Below are 18,813 nucleotides of genomic sequence, written 5' to 3' on the forward strand. Positions count from 1 at the left end.
GCGGGGATCCATTTTGATTTTGAGAAAGCGGGGTTGAACATTGCGTTGGGTTGGGGCGGTCCCGTTACTTCTTTTCTTTTTTACCCAACCGCACAGCAATAACATCACAGGGCGCGCCGTGCAGGACGTCGTTGGCTGTGGAGCCTAGTAGTAGCGCGAGACCGTGGCGGCCGTGGCTGCCGACGACGATGAGGTCACAATTCTGTTCTGTCGACACCCGGTGGATCTCGTGGCGGGGATGGCCGAAGGCGATTTGCAAACGGTCTTCCGGAAGCCCATAGTCGCCGGCAAACGCCTGCATCCTCTCTCTGGCCTGGTCGAATTGCTGCTGTTGCAGCATAGACAGGTCCATGGGCACATCACCGCCATAGGCCATGGCGAGGGGCTCGACCACATGCAGGAGCGTCAGTTTGGCATCCAGTGCCTTGGCAAGGGCCATGGCATGGTCGGCTACCGAGCGGCATTCATCGATCAGGTCGACGGCGACCAATACGTGGGAATAGAGCATGCAGGTTTCTCCTGTTTTTCAGCCCGATAGTAACAGTCTTTTTCGCGCAGTCCAGCTCTGCAGCGGCCTTCTGGGCGACAGCGCAATATCCGCCCCAGCGCCGGGCGCGCGCCTGTGACCTGGGTAATAGTGGCGGTGGTTGCTGCGATACTGGTTGCGAACCTGCTCAAACTGTTGCCCCGTGGGCGTATGCTGCATATACAGCGTCTGCGTGAAGCGGCGCGCAAGCTTGGCTACAGAGTGGAGCGGCAGCCTGAAACGGCAGCTGGTGCCCAGCTGGAACATTGCGTTGGCTATAGACAGTCACTGGAGCGCTGTTCAGTACAGCAGGAGTTCAGTTGCGAGCGGGATGGGCAAGGCTGGCGCTGGTTACTGGGTTCTGCGGACAACGCGCTGGCGCTGGCGGTACTGGATACATTGCCGCAGGCTGTGCAACGCATTGACCGTCAGTCTTTCTCGGTGTTGGTATTCTGGATCGAGCCGGATTCCATAGCTACGCTTGAACAGCTGGATCTCGCATTGGCTCCTTTACGCCAGTCGCAGGCGGGCTGACCGCCGGTCCTTGTCTCGATCCGTTCTAGGTATAGCTGCTAATTATCTGAATTTAAAAGATAAAAAAATGAAATATGCTCATTTCTAACAGCCGGGCAAGACGCGCCCATGTCTGCTTTAGATTGACAACAGCCCGGATTTGCACGAAGGTGTGCGCACCCGAATCAAACGAGCGTATGAATTGTTCGGCATTCTCACCGAGCAAACGCCCCGGGAACTATCATGGCATCCTCCGATGAGCTGCTTCAGCCAACGCTGCGGGCAGCGTCGGAATTGCTTTTTCTCAAGTGCTTACACAGCGTGGAGATCAGTTGATGATTTACGAAGGTAAAGCCATCACGGTTCAAGCCCTTGAAGACGGCATCGTCGAGCTCAAGTTCGATTTGCAGGGCGAGTCTGTCAACAAGTTCAATCGTGCGACCCTGGCGGAGCTGCAAGCTGCCGTCGAGGCCATCCAGTCCGATAGCAGCATCAAGGGCCTCATCGTCACCAGCGGCAAGGACGTGTTCATTGTCGGTGCCGACATCAACGAGTTCGTTGACACCTTCCAACTGCCCGAGGCAGATCTGGTCGCCGGCAACCTCGATGCCAACAAGATCTTCAATGCCGTTGAAGACCTGAAAATCCCCACCGTTGCTGCCATTAACGGCATGGCGCTGGGTGGCGGTTTCGAAATGTGCCTGGCCTGTGACTACCGTGTCATGGCCGCCAGTGCCAAGGTCGGCCTGCCTGAAGTCAAACTGGGTATCTACCCGGGCTTCGGCGGTACCGTACGTACTCCACGTCTGATCGGTGTCGATAACGCCATCGAGTGGATCTGTGGTGGTACTGAAAACCGTGCCGACAAGGCCCTGAAAATGGGTGCTGTTGACGCTGTTGTAGCCGACGACAAGCTCAAGGCAGGTGCTCTGGATCTGGTCAAGCGTGCCATCAGTGGCGAGTTGGACTACATGGCCAAGCGTCAGCCCAAGCTGGAAAAGATCAAGCTCAACACCATCGAGCAGATGATGGCGTTCGAAACTGCCAAAGGTTTCGTTGCTGGTCAGGCTGGCCCGAACTATCCGGCGCCGGTTGAAGCGATCAAGACCATCCAGAAAGCCGCTGCCCATGGCCGCGAAAAGGCACTGGAAATCGAAGCCGCTGGTTTTGCCAAGCTGGCCAAGACCTCCGTTGCCCAGGCACTGGTCGGTCTGTTCCTGAACGATCAGGCACTGAAAGCCAAGGCCAAGCAGTATGACAAGCAAGCTGCAGACGTGAAGCTGGCCGCTGTACTGGGCGCAGGCATCATGGGTGGCGGTATTGCTTACCAGTCTGCCGTCAAAGGCACGCCTATCCTGATGAAGGATATCCGCGAGGAAGGTATTCAGCTGGGTCTGGACGAAGCGTCCAAGCTGCTGGGTAGCCGCGTTGCCAAGGGCCGCTTGAAGCCTGACCAGATGGCCAAGGCACTGAATGCGATCCGTCCGACCATGTCCTACGGTGATTTTGGCAACGTCGATATCGTCGTTGAGGCCGTTGTCGAGAATCCCAAGGTCAAGCACGCTGTGCTGGCTGAGGTGGAAGGTCATGTACGTGAGGACGCGATTATCGCTTCCAACACTTCGACCATCTCCATCACCTATCTTGCCCAGGCGCTCAAGCGTCCGGAAAACTTCTGCGGCATGCACTTCTTCAACCCCGTGCACATGATGCCCCTGGTTGAAGTTATCCGTGGCGAGAAGTCCAGCGAGAAGGCGATTGCCACTACCGTTGCCTACGCCAAGAAAATGGGCAAGACCCCGGTTGTCGTCAACGACTGCCCCGGCTTCCTGGTCAACCGCGTACTGTTCCCATACTTCGGCGGCTTTGCTCGCCTGGTAAACATGGGCGCCGACTTCCAGCGCGTCGACAAGGTCATGGAAAAGTTTGGCTGGCCCATGGGCCCGGCTTACCTGCTTGACGTTGTAGGCCTGGACACCGGGCACCACGGTCGTGATGTGATGGCTGAAGGCTATCCCGATCGCATGGCTGATAACGTGCGCACCGCCGCTGACGTCATGTATGACGAAGGTCGCCTGGGTCAGAAGACCGGCAAGGGCTTCTACGCGTACGAGATGGACAAGAAGGGCAAGCCGAAGAAGGTTGTCGATCCGCAGTCCTACGAGCTGATCAAGCCAGTGGTTCAGGAGAACCGTGAGTTCACTGACGAGGAAATCATTGAGATCATGATGGTTCCGCTGTGCCTTGAGACCGTTCGCTGCCTGGAAGACGGCATCGTTGAAAGTGCTGCCGACGCCGACATGGGTCTGATCTACGGTATCGGCTTCCCGCCCTTCCGTGGTGGTGCGCTGCGCTATATCGACACCCTGGGTGTGGCCGAGTTTGTGGCCATTGCTGACAAGTATGCCGAGTTTGGTCCCATGTACGCGCCGACTGAAAAGTTGCGTGAAATGGCCAAGAACGGCAAGAAATTCTTCGGTTAACCGCGGAACGCACAGAGCGAGAGTGAATCTATGAGCCTGAATCCGAGAGACGTCGTTATTGTCGACTTCGGCCGCACCCCGATGGGCCGTTCCAAGGGTGGCATGTACCGTAATGTTCGTGCCGAGAACCTGTCCGCCGACCTGATCACCGGTCTGCTGGCACGTAACCCGAAAATTGATCCCGCAGAAGTGGAAGATGTGATCTGGGGCTGTGTAAACCAGACCCTGGAGCAGGGCTGGAACGTTGCCCGCATGATCTCCCTGCTGACGCCGATCCCGCACACCAGCTCCGCGCAAACCGTGAGCCGTCTGTGTGGTTCTTCCATGAGCGCGCTGCACACTGCTGCCCAGGCGATCCAGACCGGTAACGGTGATGTGTTCGTGGTAGGTGGTGTGGAGCACATGGGCCACCTGAGCATGATGCACGGTGTTGATCCAAACCCGACCCTGTCCCTGTACGCTGCCAAGGCGTCCGGCATGATGGGTCTGACTGCGGAAATGCTGGGCAAGATGCACGGTATCAGCCGCGAGCAGCAGGACCAGTTCGCCCTGCGTTCGCACCAGTTGGCGCACAAGGCAACCCTCAATGGTGGCTTCAAGGATGAGATCATCCCGATGCACGGCCACGATGCTGACGGTTTCCTGAAAGTGTTCACTGAAGACGAGACCATCCGTCCCGAGACTACCCTGGAAAGCCTGGCGGCCCTGCGGCCGGCGTTCAATCCCAAGGGCGGTACCGTGACAGCCGGTTCTTCTTCGCAGATCACTGACGGTGCTTCCTGCATGATCGTGATGTCTGCCGAGCGCGCCAAGGCCTTGGGTCTTGAGCCGATGGCGGTTATCCGTTCAATGGCTGTTGCTGGTGTTGATCCGGCGATCATGGGCTACGGTCCGGTCCCGGCTACCCACAAGGCGCTCAAGCGCGCTGGCATGACCATGGATAACGTCGATTTTGTCGAGCTGAACGAAGCCTTTGCTGCCCAGGCCCTGCCTGTGTTGAAAGACCTCAAACTGCTGGACCAGATGGAAGCCAAGGTCAACCTGCACGGCGGCGCGATCGCACTGGGTCACCCCTTCGGCTGCTCCGGCGCCCGCATCTCCGGCACTCTGCTGAACGTGATGAAGCAGAATGGCGGCACTGTTGGTGTCTCGACCATGTGTATTGGTCTGGGGCAAGGCATCACTACCGTATTCGAGCGTGTCTGATACGGTTGTGGTGTGACCAGAAACCGGGGCCTAGTGCCCCGGTTTTTGTTTGTGGGTTGCAAGTTTGGTAGCTCGGTGCGGTTGCTGGACTGCTGATTGTTTGAGCTCTGTGTGCGGCGCCGACGACCAAGGGCCTGTGTTCGGCACGCTACAAGCCATCCATGGGGCTCGTCGATGGCCGTCCCTGGCCATCGACGGCACTCACACAGGCCCTTGGTCGCCGGCGCCAACTTAAATCGAGCCTCCTGCACGGAACCCGTTCTTTGGGTTCGTTCGTTGGTCCAGGATCCGAGTCAGTATCAGCGCAGCGCCCCGAAGGCCTTTGCGCGACCGTCGGAGCACAGGGACGTGCGACGACGAGCCCCAGGGATGGCTAGTAGCGTGTCGCGCAAAGGCCTTTGGGGCGCTGTGCCGAGCACATAAGATGCAGAATCAGTATCGACTCCACACTCTACGCTAACCTATAAGCCGCCGAGCCAAGTCATAAGCAAACAAGGAACACGACATGTCACTAAAGCCAGGACTCTACCGCCACTATAAAGGAAAGGATTACCAGGTCGTGGGTGTGGCGACACACTCGGAGACAGAAGAATCCCTGGTGGTGTACCGCACGTTATATGGGGATTTTGATCTGTGGGTGCGGCCCCTGGACATGTTTACGGGCAACGTCGTGCTTGACGGCGAGCCTACGCCACGCTTTACCTTTATCAGCGAAGACGTGTAGGCTCTGGCCCTCCGTGGGTCTGTGCGAGCTTCCAGACGCCGCGGCGCATTACTCCATGTCCGACAGGACATCCAGATTCGATAGAGCTAGGAATACAGTTACCCATGGGAAAAGCACTGGTCATTGTTGAGTCTCCCGCCAAGGCGAAGACGATCAACAAGTATCTTGGCAACGACTTCATCGTCAAGTCGAGCATTGGTCACATACGCGATTTGCCCACCAGTGGCAGCGGCAAGACCGAGACCAAAGCCAAGGGCGGCCGCAAGGCAGCTTCTGCCGCTCCCGAGGTAGACAAGAAAACCAAGGCACGCATGCAGCTGGTCAAGCGCATGGGCGTCGACCCCGAGAATGGCTGGAAGGCGCACTACGAGATCCTGCCGGGCAAGGAGAAGGTCGTAGAAGAGCTTCGTCGCCTGGCCAAGGACGCCGACGCCATCTATCTCGCGACGGACTTGGACCGCGAAGGGGAAGCTATTGCCTGGCACCTGCGCGAATCCATTGGTGGTGATGAAAGCCGCTACAAGCGTGTGGTGTTCAACGAAATCACCAAGAAAGCCATTCAAGGTGCGTTTGCCAAGCCCGGCGAGCTGGACATCAACCGCGTCAATGCCCAGCAAGCGCGGCGCTTTCTGGATCGCGTCGTGGGCTATATGGTCTCGCCTTTGCTCTGGCAGAAGATAGCCCGTGGCCTGTCGGCCGGTCGTGTTCAGTCGGTGGCAGTGAAGCTCATTGTGGATCGCGAGCGTGAGATTCGCGCGTTCATACCTGAAGAGTTCTGGGAAATTCACGCATTGCTGGATACACCGCAGAGCGATTCGGTGCGTTTTGAAGTCGCCAAGCACAACGGCAGCAACTTCCGCCCGGTCAACAAGGCTGAGACCGATGCCGCCCTGAAGGTGCTCAAAGACGCTGACTACAGCGTTGCCAAGCGTGAAGACAAGCCGACCAGCTCCAAGCCCAGCGCACCTTTTATTACCTCTACGCTGCAGCAGGCGGCGAGTACGCGCCTGGGCTTCGGCGTGAAGAAGACCATGATGATGGCTCAGCGCTTGTATGAAGCGGGCTACATCACCTACATGCGTACGGACTCGACTAACCTCTCCGCCGATGCGATTGCCATGGCGCGCGGCTATATCGAAACCAATTTCGGCGAGAAATACCTGCCTGAAAAGCCCAACATGTACAGCAGCAAGGAAGGCGCTCAGGAAGCCCACGAAGCGATCAGGCCGTCGGACGTCAAACTCAAGACCGGCGATCTCAAGAGTATGGAAAAAGACGCTGAGCGGCTTTACGAGCTTATCTGGCGTCAGTTTCTGGCCTGCCAGATGGTGCCCGCCCAGTATCTGTCCACGCTGATCACCGTTGAAGCCGGGGATTTCGAGTTGCGCGCCAAGGGTCGCATCCTCAAGTTCGACGGCTATACCCGGGTAATGCCGACCCAGGGCAAGGGTGGCGAGGACGAAGTGCTGCCCGACATGAAGGTCAAGGACAAGCTGGCGCTGCAGAAGCTCGATCCCAAACAGCACTTCACCAAGCCGCCAGCGCGCTACTCCGAAGCCAATCTGGTCAAGGAGCTGGAGAAGCGCGGCATCGGCCGGCCCTCTACCTATGCGTCCATTATTTCGACCATTCAGGATCGGGGTTACGTCTCTCAGAATAACCGCCGGTTCTATGCCGAGAAGATGGGTGACATTGTTACCGAGCGCCTGGCAGAAAGTTTTCCCAATCTGATGGACTACAGCTTTACCGCGACCATGGAGGAGTCCCTGGACGAAGTGGCCCAGGGCGGCGTGGTCTGGAAAAAGGTTCTGGATAATTTCTATGCTGACTTCAGCCTCAAGCTGAGTGCCGCCGAGTCGGCCGAGGAAGGCAAGGGCATGCGCTCCAACGAGCCGACCCTGACAGACATCAAGTGCAAGGACTGCGGCCGGCCGATGATGATTCGCACCGCGTCAACCGGTGTGTTCCTGGGTTGTTCGGGCTATGCATTGCCGCCAAAGGAACGCTGCAAGGCGACCGTGAATCTGGTGCCTGGTAACGAAGTGGCCGCCGATGATGAAGAGGGTGAGTCCCGTGTACTGCGTAACAAGCGTCGGTGCCCGGTGTGCAGCACCGCGATGGACAGCTACCTGGTAGACGAGCAGCACAAGCTGCACGTATGCGGTAACAATCCCGACTGCCCCGGTTTCGAAATTGAAGAAGGTGCTTTCAAGATCAAGGGTTATGATGGTCCAAGGTTGGATTGCGATAAGTGCGGCAGCGAGATGCAGCTCAAGACGGGTCGTTTCGGCAAATACTTTGGCTGTACCAATAGCGAATGCAAGAACACCCGCAAATTGCTGAGAAATGGCGAGGCTGCGCCGCCGAAGATGGATCCGGTGCCCATGCCCGAGCTGGCCTGTGAAAAGGTCGATGACGTGTACGTGCTGCGCGATGGCGCTTCGGGCATGTTCCTGGCCGCCAGCCAGTTTCCGAAGAACCGCGAAACCCGCGCGCCATTGGTGAAGGAATTGCTACCGCATCGCAAGGAAATCGATCCCAAGTATCATTTCCTGCTGGAGGCGCCGGTAGCGGATCCGGACGGCGTGCCGACGGTTATTCGTTACAGCCGCAAGACCAAAGAGCAATATGTTCAGAGTGAAGTCGACGGCAAGCCCAATGGATGGCGCGCCTATCATGACGGCAAGCGCTGGGTCGAGGATGACAAGCGGCCGAAAGCCAAGAGCTGAGGGTTGACCCATGGCCAATGAAGTCTATACCCGTACCAACCAGGCTTTGTATTTTGCCCGCCTGGCGATCGAGTCTTGGTCCGAGGCTGAAACCTCGGATGCGCTGTCTGCCTTCACTATGACGCGCTACCACCGCGAGCATGCGTTGTTTCATCTGCATCGTGCCGTACTGGCGGTTGCCCATGAAGTTGCTGACCGCTATCGCTGGCCGTTGTTGGAGGTTCGCTCGCTGGACATGATGCTCGACCCGCAGACCGTTGAGCGTTTCCCAGGGCCTGAACTGGCTGAACTGAGCGAGCTGGCCAAGGCATCGGACACCTGGCTGGGGCGGCTGCTGAAAGGGTGGGATATCCTGAATCTACCGCCGCGACCAGAGGAGGCCAAGGCGCCTGCCGATGACCTGATTGCGGTCAGCGCAGTCAAGGCATCGGTTGATTGGTCTCTGGTCGATGCACGTGAAGCTCACACCGCTCTGACCGAGCGCGTTGGCTGCTACCGTGAAGGGATGGTGGAGTGGTAGCAGTCCCTGCGATTGCTCGCAGCATTGTGTTAAGCTGCGCGGCCAATCAACAGGAGACCCGACATGTCCTCTTCATCGTTTCTGGAGATAGTAGAGCTGGAAAATGGCAAAGTAGCTCTGCGCCGCTCCAATGAAGAAGCCGAGCCCCTGGTGGTCATCGAGTTTTCTGCTGACGCTCAGGACTTCCTGCAGGGCCATTACATCGAAGTTGCCAAGGCAATGATCAGCGCTGGTATGCAGGTTGCCGGTCAGGTGATGGAAGAGGGTGAGCCCTATTCGGAAGGCCGTATCCTGCACTAGGCGCACGCCCTTGTGATGCTTGAAGGGGGTTGAGGTGCTATTCACAACCCCCGTTTGCTACTTCGCTCAGCGCTTTTACGCCGCCAGACAGCTATCCAGACATACATTCAGACTCTGACAGCGACCTTTGCCAGCGGCCAGGCGTAACTGCTGACTTGCACGCCCACTCTGACCGTCTGTTGCCAGCCAACTCACCACAGTATGACTACAGCCGAGGCTGAGTAATTCACAACAGAGTTCAAGGCTGTCCATTCCCGGTTTGCATCTGACGATCAGTATCCGTTCCGGATTGAGCCCCGCGTTACGCAGCCACTGGTGGCTTACCGTTTCGGGGGGGTCAAGCAGTGTCAGCCAACCAGGTGCATCGGCCTGGCTTAGATCGCGCAGGACTGGTGCCAGCCATTGCAGGCACTGCCTGGGAGCGCCATTGAGGCGGATCTCGCTGAAGGCGTCTTCGGGCTCGGCGTGGCGCGTCGGTCGCGTGCTGGCCAGCGCCGGCTTTGACGGAAGTGCGTAGCGGGACGCCATCAGAGCATTATGAAAGAGCTCCGGTTGTACGGCGGTACTGATTGATCGGTGATGGTCGTGGGAATACAGCATATTGAACCCCTCTAGCGGCGTATTACGCCGACACTCAAGCCTTCGATGGTCAGTTCCTCTTCACCCAGATCAACTTCTATCGGTGCAAAATCCGGGTTTTCTGCGTGAAGCAGAACCTTGCGGCCCTGTTTCTGAAAGCGTTTCACGGTAACTTCATCGCCAATGCGGGCAACCACGATCTGCCCGTTACGGGCAACGGCGGTGCGATGAACTGCCAGCAGATCGCCGTCAAGAATGCCGACGTCGCGCATACTCAGACCCTGCACCCGAAGCAGGTAATCGGCCCGGGGATGGAAAAACCCCGGGTCTATCTGGCAGTGATCCTCGATATTTTCCAGTGCCAGCACCGGCGCGCCTGCTGCTACCCTGCCGATGACGGGTAGCCGCCCCTCGGGGGTATCGATATCCTGTTCGGGTAGACGTATGCCCCGGGACGCACCCGGAATCATTTCAATTGCCCCTTTACGGGCCAGGGCGCGCAGATGATCTTCCGCCGCGTTGGGCGATTTGAATCCGAGTACCCGAGCTATGTCTACACGGGTAGGGGGATAGCCGTTGGCATCCATGTACTCCTTGATGAAGGCAAGGATCTGTTGTTGTCTGGCGGTCAGTTTCTGCATCCGGCTCTACCTGTTTGTATATACAGTAACTGTGATTATATACAGTTGTTAGTGGAGGGCAAGGGGCAGTCTCAATTCTGTCAATGACCTGGTTTCGTTTTGGCTGCTTGACACTGAATGCGTTTGAAACGTATGTTTGAAACAAATGTTTACTAGCGGAATCGCCCATGGCCCAGTCTGATACTGTCGAACGCATTCTTGATGCAGCCGAGCAACTCTTCGCCGAGAAAGGTTTTGCAGAGACATCGTTGCGCCTGATCACCAGCAAGGCGGGGGTGAATCTGGCGGCGGTAAATTATCACTTTGGTTCCAAGAAGGCCTTGATTCAGGCGGTATTCGTGCGTTTTCTGAATCCCTTTGTCAGCAGCCTGGAGCAGGAACTCGACCGTCATCAGCAGCAGGGCAGTGCTTCTCAGCTTACCCTGGAACAGTTGCTCGAGATGCTGGTGAGACAGGCACTGACCGTGAAGCCGCGCAGCGGCAACGATCTGGCGATTTTCATGCGCCTGCTGGGGCTGGCCTTCAGTCAGAGTCAGGGTCATCTGCGCAAGTATCTTGCAGAGGTTTATGGCAAGGTGTTTCAGCGTTACATGCAGTTGGTGTTTACTGCGGCTCCGCAATTGCCGCCAACCGAGCTTTTCTGGCGGGTGCACTTCATGCTGGGTAGCGCTGCGTTCACGATGTCGAGCATGAAAGCGCTGCGCGCGATTGCCGAAGCGGAATTCGACACTCAGACAGGTATTGATCAGGTGCTCAAGCTGATGGTGCCGTTTCTCGCGGCGGGCATGCGCGCAGAGAGCGTCATGCCGTCCATAACCGCCGGGACCCAAACCCGGTCCGTCCCCGAACCAGTCTGATATTCCCCGATCGCTATTGTGTCTGTGAGTCAGCAGTACTATTGCCTGCTGGCTTTGGTTTCCCCTCTGCGCCGGTTTCCTAGCGCGGGCTGATCCGTTATCGTGTGAGCACTTTTAACGGAGGTGGCTATGTCGCTGGATCTGATCCTCGTCTCACTGGCTTCCCAGCGCCTTATCGGGCTCAGCGGCGGGATGCAGGTGTGCGATTATCCTGTTTCCACTGCGCTCAAGGGTGCAGGGGAGCAGGACGGGTCCGGATGTACTCCGCGGGGCGTGCATCGGGTCAGGGCACGGATCGGTGAAGGCCAGCCCTTGGCCTCGGTGTATATCGGTCGTCGTCCGACGGGTGAGATCTGGTCCCATGAACTCGCCCGGCAGCACCCACAGCGCGACTGGATTCTTACCCGGATATTGTGGCTGTGTGGCGAGGAGTCGGGATTCAATCGAGGCGGCAGGCAGGATTCCCAGCGCCGCTATATATACCTGCACGGTACCCCTGACGACCAACCTATGGGTGTGGCGCTATCCCATGGCTGTGTGCGCTTACGTAACAGCGACATGCTTGTGCTATTCGATCTCACGCCAGTAGGCTGCCGCGTTGAAATTCACGAGCAGGCTTTAGATCTGCTCATGCCCGCAAAGACTTGAACGGAGTAACACTGTTGAAACAAGGCACCCTGATGCTTGATGTGGCCGGTACCTGGCTTGATGCGGCTGATCGCCATTTGCTCAGACAGCCCGAGGTGGGCGGTATCATTCTGTTCGCTCGCAATACCGAATCACCGCATCAGGTTCGTGAACTGGTGCAGTCAATCAGGGCCGTGCGACCTGATATGCTGATCGCAATAGACCAGGAGGGTGGACGGGTACAGCGCCTGCGCAATGGCGTCGAACGCTTGCCGGCGTTGCGCCGTATTGCAGCCCTGGCCAGCTCCGGGGATATGGGCCAGGCTGAGGCGGCGGCGAGAAGTGCTGCCTGGGTAATGGCTACCGAGATGCTCGCCTGCGGTATCGATATCAGTTTTGCACCGGTTCTCGATCTGGATCATGGCCGCAGTGATGTTATCGGTGACCGTTCCCTTGGGGGTGACCCCGAGCAGGTGGCCAATCTCGGCCGAGCTTATATAGAGGGTTTGCACACAGCAGGGATGGCGGCGACCGGTAAACATTTTCCTGGCCACGGCTGGGCGGAAGCAGACTCCCATACGGATTTGCCGGTTGATGAGCGCAGCGAAACGCAGATCCGCGCAAGCGACCTTGTGCCTTTCAGGGATCTTGCCGCATTGCTGGATGGCATTATGCCGGCCCATGTGGTGTATCCGGCGATCGATGAGCAGCCGGCTGGCTTTTCCCGACGCTGGCTGCAGGACATTCTGCGCAGCGAACTGGGCTTCAGCGGGGTGATCTTCAGCGACGACCTGACCATGGCGGGCGCCCATGTTGTAGGTGGCATTACCCAGCGAGTTGACGCTGCATTGTCATCGGGTTGCGACATGCTGTTGGTATGCAATGATCGTGGTGCGGCCGAGGAGGCTCTGACGCATTGCCAGCAGATCGGCCTGAATCCCCCAGAGCATCTGGCAGCCATGCTTGCACGCCGCCAGCCGGGTATTGACTATAAAGCTGACCCACAGTGGTCTTCCGCGCTTCACCTGTTGCGCGAAGTGGGATTGCTTGGGGAGCATGCATGAATGACTTGATCGACAATCTGCCTCTGGACAACCTGCCGCTGGCCGGGCAGCTCTGGGTCTACAAGGTTTTTGCCATCGTGTTCGCGTCGCTGATATTGGCCTACGTGGGCAAGCTGATACTCGACCGACTGGAAGCCCGTGCCACGATCAGTCCGAACGTCTGGGATGACGCGCTGGTAATCGCGCTGCGCCGGCCGCTTTGGGTACTCATATGGAGTATGGGACTGTTGTGGGCGGCGCGGATAACGGCATTGGAGATGGACGAAGACTTTGCGGACGTGCTCGAGAGTGTCCAGAGCGTGCTGCTGATAGGTTTGCTCGCCTGGTTTCTGCTGCGTCTGGCGAGTCGAGTCGAGGAGCGCCTGGTTGATTCCCGTTATCTGCAAAAGCCCATGGATCAGACTACTGTCAGCGCTATTGGCAAGTTGTTGCGTATTTCGGTAGTTATCACCTGCGGTCTGGTCATATTGCAGACGCTGGGGTACAGCATTGGTGGCGTGCTTGCCTTCGGTGGCATCGGCGGTATCGCGGTGGGTTTTGCCGCCAAGGATCTGTTGGCAAACTTTTTTGGTGGTTTGATGGTCTACCTTGACAGGCCTTTCTCGGTGGGCGAGTGGGTACGTTCGCCGGACAAGGAGATTGAAGGCACGGTCGAGCATATCGGCTGGCGTCTGACACGCATACGGACCTTCGATAAACGCCCTATTTATGTGCCGAATGCGATTTTTACCAACGTCGTTCTGCAGAACCCGTCGCGAATGACGCATAGGCGCATATTCGAGCATATCGGTATCCGTTATGACGACATCCAGCACATGGAGCCCATCGTCAAGGCTGTCCGCGAGATGCTCAAGGAGCATCCGGATATCGCCCAGGATGTGACCCAGATGGTCTATTTCGACCGGTGTGCGGCCTCGTCTGTGGATTTTTTCATCTATTGTTTTACCAGTCCTGTGTGGGCTGAATTTCACCGGGTGAAGGAGGATGTATTGTTGAAGATTCTGGCTATTGTGTCCGAGCACGGGGCGCAGGTGGCGTTCCCCACATCGACCCTGCATGTGCCTGACGGGCTGACGCTGCGTAGCGGTGAAGTCGAGCCTCCGTCTGCCAACCAGGCGGGTAACCCGCCGCAGGTGGGTTCATGAACGCCCTGGCCATTATTGGCGGTACTGGTCTGACCCGACTACCTGGCCTCAAGCGTACCGGTGAAGCCAGTTCGGAAACGCCCTTCGGTACTGCTTCGGCGCCCGTCATCAAGGGTCTCATGGCCGGCCGGGAAGTGTTCTTCATGGCGCGCCATGGGGACCCTCATCGTATACCGCCCCATCGGGTCAATTATCGGGCCAATCTATGGGCTCTCAAGGAGGCGGGCGCTGATGAAATACTGGCAGTCAACGCGGTCGGCGGCATTCATCCGGCCATGGGAGTAGGGCATTTTTGCGTACCCCATCAGTTGATCGATTACACCTGGGGCCGGCACAGCACTTTTTTTGAGGACGATCTGGATGAGGTCACGCATATCGACTTTACCCATCCCTATGATGAGGGCCTGCGTCAGCGGCTGATTGGCGTGCTGGCGCGAGTCGGCGTGGCGCACAGTGCCTATGGTGTCTACGCAGCGACTCAGGGCCCCCGGCTGGAAACTGCGGCGGAGATCAGTCTGCTGGAGCGCGACGGCTGTGACATAGTCGGCATGACTGGAATGCCTGAGGCGGCGCTGGCCCGAGAGCTGCAGTTGCCCTATGCCAGTCTGTCACTGGTAGTCAATCCCGCTGCAGGCAAGGGCAAGGGCGTGATCACCATGGCAGATATCGAAAAAGTGATGGAGAGCGGCATGGAGCAGGCGCGGGCTGTCATCAATGCGATGGTCGCCGGCGCCTGAGCCAAGTTCCTTTAGCGACTGTTAACCCGGACCAGCATGCCCATGCTCTGGTGGTCGAGATAATGCACCTCGTTCAGACGCAAGCGACGGGACTGGTGCAGTTTCTCGCTGACAATACTGTCGGCCTGGCCATCCTGGCTGCGAGTGCCAGTGTGCCGCCAAGCCTTTACCTCGAGCGCCATTGATTCCTCGGCGCGCTCCAGACCAAGCACCGCTTCGACGGGATAATGCTCGCCCAGCGTTTCCCCCTGGTGTATCGCTACCTTCAGGTTACTGTCAGCCGGCTGGATCCAGGCCTGATGCATGAGTATTCGGTAGCCATTGGCCGCGAGCTTGTCCGCCTCCCTGTCCATGCGAAGCTGGGTTACGTCCAGTTTGCGCACATCACTGCGGGCGGTATCTTCGAGCATCACAGCGTCATTGGCCCAGTTGTAGTCGGGGGCACGGTTGCCGCTGATCGGGGCTGAGGGTTGGGCGAACACAATGGCCTCGACCTGGTAGGTGCCCGCATCCTGGGCCTGGACGGTGCTTGCCAGAACAGAGATAGCGACGAGTGCGGGCAGCTGCAGAGTGCGAATAACGGAGTTCATGAACGTTTTCCTTTCCCTTTGGATGGCTGGGATTGCTGCGGTGGTGCTTCCAGACGGTCAATCAGTGCCTCAACCGTATTCAGGCGCAGATCCGATGCTCCCATGGGCGCACTGAAGCGGAACAGGGTAGCACCCTCAAGTTTATACCGATTGGGCTGATCCTGGATCAGTTTGACCAGCGTCATCGGGTCAACCTGGGTGTTGCTGGCAAATTCGAGACGGCCATGCTCGGGCCCGACATCTATTTTGCTGATTCCCAGAGGAGTGCAGCGCAATTTCAGGGACGTAACGCGGAACAGCGTCTTGGCTGCCTCAGGCAAGAGGCCGAACCGGTCGATCATCTCCACCTGCAGATCCTTCAAAGCCTCGTCATCGGTGGCATTGGCTATGCGCTTGTAGAGAATCAGGCGGCTGTGCACGTCTGGCAGGTAGTCATCCGGGATCAGAGCCGGTAGACGCAGGTTGATATCCGGCCCGCCTCCCAGAGGCTGATCCAGGGACGGTTGGTTGCCCGACTTGATTGCCTTGATAGCCCGATCGAGCATGTCCATGTACAGGGTAAAGCCGATGGCCTGGATCTGACCGCTCTGGCCGTCGCCCAGCAGTTCGCCGGCGCCGCGGATTTCCAGGTCATGGGTGGCCAGGGTGAATCCGGCTCCCAGTTCCTGGGCTGCGGCAATCGCTTCCAGACGCTTTTCGGCGTCGCTGGTCAGCTTCTTGCCGTGGGGCGTGAGCAGGTAGGCGTAAGCCTGGTGGTGGCTGCGGCCGACACGACCGCGTAGCTGGTGCAGCTGAGCCAGGCCGAATTTGTCGGCCCGCTCGATAATGATGGTGTTGGCGTTGGGTACGTCGATACCGGTTTCGATGATGGTGGTGGTCACCAACACGTTGAACCGCCGGTGATAGAAGTCGCCCATCACCTGTTCCAGCGCGCGTTCGGGCATCTGTCCGTGGCTGATACCGATGCGCGCTTCGGGCACCAGTTCAGCCAGGTCTGCGGCGCATTTCTCGATGGTCTGCACCTCGTTGTGCAGGAAGTAGACCTGCCCACCGCGGAGCAGCTCACGCAGGATGGCTTCCTTGAGCACCGGCGCCTGTTGCTGCATGACGAAGGTGCGCACGGACAATCGGCGTGCCGGTGGCGTGGCGATAATCGACAGCTCCCGCATGCCCGACATGGCCATATTCAGGGTGCGCGGAATGGGTGTGGCGGTTAGCGTGAGCACATCCACTTCACTGCGCAGGGCTTTGAGCTGTTCTTTCTGGCGGACGCCGAAGCGGTGTTCTTCGTCGATGATCATCAGTCCCAGGTTTTGAAACTGGATGTCGCCCTGCAGCAGTTTGTGGGTACCGATCATGATATCCACCTTGCCCTCGGCGAGTTCGCCGATGGCAGACTTGATTTCCTTGGTGGACTTGAAGCGCGACATGACCTCGACCTTGACCGGCCAGTCAGCAAAGCGGTCGCGAAAGCTGTTGTAGTGCTGCTGAGCGAGCAGGGTGGTGGGTACTAGTACCGCAACCTGCTTGCCACCGTGTACCGCCAGGAAAGCTGCGCGCATGGCGACTTCGGTCTTGCCGAAGCCGACATCGCCGCACACAAGCCGGTCCATCGGCTGTGACTTGACCATATCGCTGATTACCGCTTCGATGGCTGCTTCCTGATCGGCGGTTTCCTCGAACGGGAAGGCATCGGCGAACGCCTGATAGTCGCGTTCCGGTGCACTGAAACTGAAGCCCTTGCGGGCACCTCGGCGGGCGTAGACATCAAGCAGTTCGGCAGCCACGTCGCGGACCTTTTCGGCCGCCTTGCGCTTGGCTTTTTGCCATTGTTCCGAGCCCAGGCGGTGTAGCGGGGCGTGTTCGTCCTCGCCACCGGTGTAGCGGGCGATCAGGTGCAGGTTGGCTACCGGGACATAGAGCTTGGCTTCGTCGGCGTATTCCAGGGTGAGGAATTCGGCCTGCTGGTCTTCAACGGTCAGATTGACCAGGCCCAGGAAGCGGCCGACGCCGTGGTCGATATGCACCACCGGTGACCCTTCGCGGAGCTCGGTCAGATTGCGAATGACCGCATCGCCCAGGTCGGTGGCCTTGCCGCGACGCCGGCGCTGCATGACGCGCTGGCCAAACAGCTGATTCTCGGCAATCAGTGCGATGGCGGGCGAGCCGCAGAGCATGCCCTGGTCAATGGTTGCCACCATGATCGAGTGCGGCGCAGTGCTGGCGAGAAACTCTGGCCAGCTTTCCACCGTGCCCGGCTTGACCTCGATGCGTGCCAGCAGGTCGAGCATCGCCTCACGGCGTCCGGCGCTTTCCACGACGTACAGAATTCGCCCTTCAAAAGAGCTGGCAAAGGATTCAAGGGCTGCAAGGGGCTGATCCAGCCGATTGTCTATTGGCAGCTCAGGCGGCGGCTGGCAGCTGAAGTGAATGTTACCGGCGGCGGGCCCGATGGATTCCTGGTGACAGACAATCCGTGGAAAGCGCTTGATCAGCGCGAAACAGTCCTCGACGCTGAGAAACAGCTCCGCCGGTGAGAGCAGCGGACGTGTCTTGTCGACGCTCTGCTCCTGATAGCGGTTACGTACGTCGGTCCAGAAGTGTTCGGCGCTGCCCTCGATGCCAGGCAGACTGAACAGCAGGGTATTGTCTGGCAGATAATCAAACAGGCTTTGCAGTTCTTCAAAAAACAGCGGCAGGTAGTATTCCACCCCTGCTGGCACCAGCCCCTCGCTCAGATCCTGATACACCGGGCAGCGTCGGTAGTCGACGTCGAAGCGCTCACGAAAGCGGGCGCGGAAGCCGGTCAGGGCTGCCTTGTCCAGCGGAAATTCCTTGGCGGGTAACAGATGGACCCGCTCGACCTTGTCGATCGAACGCTGGGTCTCTGGGTCGAAGGTGCGCAGGGTCTCGATTTCATCGTCAAACAGGTCGATGCGCAGGGGCAGGCGGCTGCCCATCGGATACAGATCCAGCAGCGCGCCGCGCACGGCGTAGTCGCCATGCTCGTATACCGTATCGACGCATCGATAGCCGGCCGCGTCCAGATTCAGGCGCATCTTGTCCATATCCAGCTGCTGGCCCAGCTCGAGCATGAGCACCGAGCCGCCGAGGAAGGAGCGTGGCGCGATGCGGTGCAATAAGGTCGTCATGGGCACAACAAGAATGCCCTGGGTGACCGACGGTAGCTGGTAAAGCGTCTTCAGGCGCTGGGAAATGATGTCCTGGTGCGGCGAAAAACGGTCATAGGGTAGAGTTTCCCAGTCCGGGAAGCTGAGCACGGGCAGATCTGGAGCGAAGAACCGCAGCTCCCGTTCCAGTTGATCGGCCATGGCCGTATCAGTGGTTATGACCAGACTCAGGCCCGGGTGCAGCAGGGCGCCCTCGGCTATGGCTAGCGCCCTGGCGGCTCCGGTCAGGTTGCCCCAGGCCGTCTTGCCATGGCCGGCGAGTGCATCGGCAGAGGCAAGAATGGTTTTGTTCGCAGGCATGCGTTGACTGTCCATCTGTAAAAAACGCCAAGTGTACCTGTGTACGCATGACTATGCCGCGGTTACAGCGCTTTTCCCGGA

At 58.5% G+C, this 18,813-nt stretch carries 17 protein-coding genes; 12 read left to right on the top strand and 5 right to left on the bottom strand.

The genetic code is table 11. The annotated features are described in order from the left end of the window. Positions 1-64 precede the first annotated feature (64 nt). Positions 65-508, bottom strand: a complete 444-nt coding sequence (locus tag FZF01_RS03475) for a universal stress protein (RefSeq protein WP_150276745.1) — start codon at positions 506-508, stop codon at positions 65-67. A gap of 114 nt (positions 509-622) precedes the next feature. On the opposite strand from FZF01_RS03475, the gene FZF01_RS03480 reads away from it, so the two are divergent. The 7 genes from FZF01_RS03480 to FZF01_RS03510 all read left to right on the top strand — a co-directional run bounded on the left by FZF01_RS03480 (position 623) and on the right by FZF01_RS03510 (position 9,001). Beyond that, positions 623-1,060 carry a hypothetical protein gene (locus FZF01_RS03480; protein WP_150276746.1) on the top strand — a complete coding sequence of 146 codons (438 nt, stop codon included), beginning with the start codon at positions 623-625 and terminating at the stop codon, positions 1,058-1,060. A 314-nt stretch (positions 1,061-1,374) separates the two neighbouring features. Continuing rightward, positions 1,375-3,522 carry a fatty acid oxidation complex subunit alpha FadB gene (gene fadB / locus FZF01_RS03485; RefSeq protein ID WP_150276747.1) on the top strand — a complete coding sequence of 716 codons (2,148 nt, stop codon included), beginning with the start codon at positions 1,375-1,377 and terminating at the stop codon, positions 3,520-3,522. Positions 3,523-3,552: 30 nt separating this feature from the next. After that, on the top strand, positions 3,553-4,728 hold the full coding sequence (fadA, locus tag FZF01_RS03490; RefSeq protein WP_150276748.1) for an acetyl-CoA C-acyltransferase FadA: 1,176 nt from the start codon (positions 3,553-3,555) through the stop codon (positions 4,726-4,728). A gap of 505 nt (positions 4,729-5,233) precedes the next feature. Then, positions 5,234-5,452, top strand: coding sequence for a DUF1653 domain-containing protein (locus FZF01_RS03495; protein ID WP_150276749.1), 219 nt, complete (start codon positions 5,234-5,236; stop codon positions 5,450-5,452). Positions 5,453-5,556: 104 nt separating this feature from the next. Beyond that, a complete protein-coding gene (gene topA / locus FZF01_RS03500; RefSeq protein ID WP_150276750.1) occupies positions 5,557-8,181 on the top strand; it encodes a type I DNA topoisomerase in 2,625 nt (874 codons plus the stop codon). 10 nt (positions 8,182-8,191) lie between these two features. Further along, positions 8,192-8,701 carry a DUF6586 family protein gene (locus FZF01_RS03505; protein ID WP_150276751.1) on the top strand — a complete coding sequence of 170 codons (510 nt, stop codon included), beginning with the start codon at positions 8,192-8,194 and terminating at the stop codon, positions 8,699-8,701. A 63-nt stretch (positions 8,702-8,764) separates the two neighbouring features. After that, positions 8,765-9,001, top strand: coding sequence for a hypothetical protein (locus FZF01_RS03510; protein ID WP_150276752.1), 237 nt, complete (start codon positions 8,765-8,767; stop codon positions 8,999-9,001). A 75-nt stretch (positions 9,002-9,076) separates the two neighbouring features. On the opposite strand, the gene sulA is transcribed toward FZF01_RS03510, so the two are convergent. Continuing rightward, a complete protein-coding gene (gene sulA / locus FZF01_RS03515) occupies positions 9,077-9,601 on the bottom strand; it encodes an SOS-induced cell division inhibitor SulA (protein ID WP_150276753.1) in 525 nt (174 codons plus the stop codon). 11 nt (positions 9,602-9,612) lie between these two features. Beyond that, positions 9,613-10,221 (bottom strand): transcriptional repressor LexA, encoded by a 609-nt coding sequence (lexA, locus tag FZF01_RS03520; RefSeq protein WP_150276754.1) that lies wholly within the window; start codon positions 10,219-10,221, stop codon positions 9,613-9,615. A 167-nt stretch (positions 10,222-10,388) separates the two neighbouring features. Here lexA and FZF01_RS03525 point away from each other — a divergent pair, with 167 nt between their 5' ends. The 5 genes from FZF01_RS03525 to FZF01_RS03545 all read left to right on the top strand — a co-directional run bounded on the left by FZF01_RS03525 (position 10,389) and on the right by FZF01_RS03545 (position 14,651). Continuing rightward, a complete protein-coding gene (locus FZF01_RS03525) occupies positions 10,389-11,078 on the top strand; it encodes a TetR/AcrR family transcriptional regulator (RefSeq protein ID WP_150276755.1) in 690 nt (229 codons plus the stop codon). Positions 11,079-11,207: 129 nt separating this feature from the next. Continuing rightward, positions 11,208-11,726 carry a L,D-transpeptidase gene (locus FZF01_RS03530; protein WP_150276756.1) on the top strand — a complete coding sequence of 173 codons (519 nt, stop codon included), beginning with the start codon at positions 11,208-11,210 and terminating at the stop codon, positions 11,724-11,726. A gap of 32 nt (positions 11,727-11,758) precedes the next feature. Then, positions 11,759-12,769 carry a beta-N-acetylhexosaminidase gene (nagZ, locus tag FZF01_RS03535; protein WP_150277096.1) on the top strand — a complete coding sequence of 337 codons (1,011 nt, stop codon included), beginning with the start codon at positions 11,759-11,761 and terminating at the stop codon, positions 12,767-12,769. Further along, positions 12,766-13,914: a mechanosensitive ion channel family protein gene (locus FZF01_RS03540; protein WP_150276757.1), complete on the top strand. Its 1,149-nt coding sequence runs from the start codon at positions 12,766-12,768 to the stop codon at positions 13,912-13,914. Before nagZ ends, FZF01_RS03540 begins: the two co-directional genes overlap by 4 nt. Beyond that, positions 13,911-14,651, top strand: coding sequence for an S-methyl-5'-thioinosine phosphorylase (locus tag FZF01_RS03545; RefSeq protein ID WP_150276758.1), 741 nt, complete (start codon positions 13,911-13,913; stop codon positions 14,649-14,651). The genes FZF01_RS03540 and FZF01_RS03545 overlap by 4 nt, the downstream gene beginning before the upstream one ends. An 11-nt stretch (positions 14,652-14,662) precedes the next feature. Here the strand turns inward: FZF01_RS03545 and FZF01_RS03550 are convergent, their stop codons facing one another. Next, positions 14,663-15,241: a CsiV family protein gene (locus FZF01_RS03550; RefSeq protein WP_150276759.1), complete on the bottom strand. Its 579-nt coding sequence runs from the start codon at positions 15,239-15,241 to the stop codon at positions 14,663-14,665. Further along, complete coding sequence (mfd, locus tag FZF01_RS03555; RefSeq protein ID WP_150276760.1) at positions 15,238-18,732, bottom strand: transcription-repair coupling factor; 3,495 nt, start codon at positions 18,730-18,732, stop codon at positions 15,238-15,240. The genes FZF01_RS03550 and mfd overlap by 4 nt, the downstream gene beginning before the upstream one ends. Positions 18,733-18,813 lie beyond the last annotated feature (81 nt).

The sequence above is a fragment of the Halopseudomonas salina genome, from assembly GCF_008641105.1.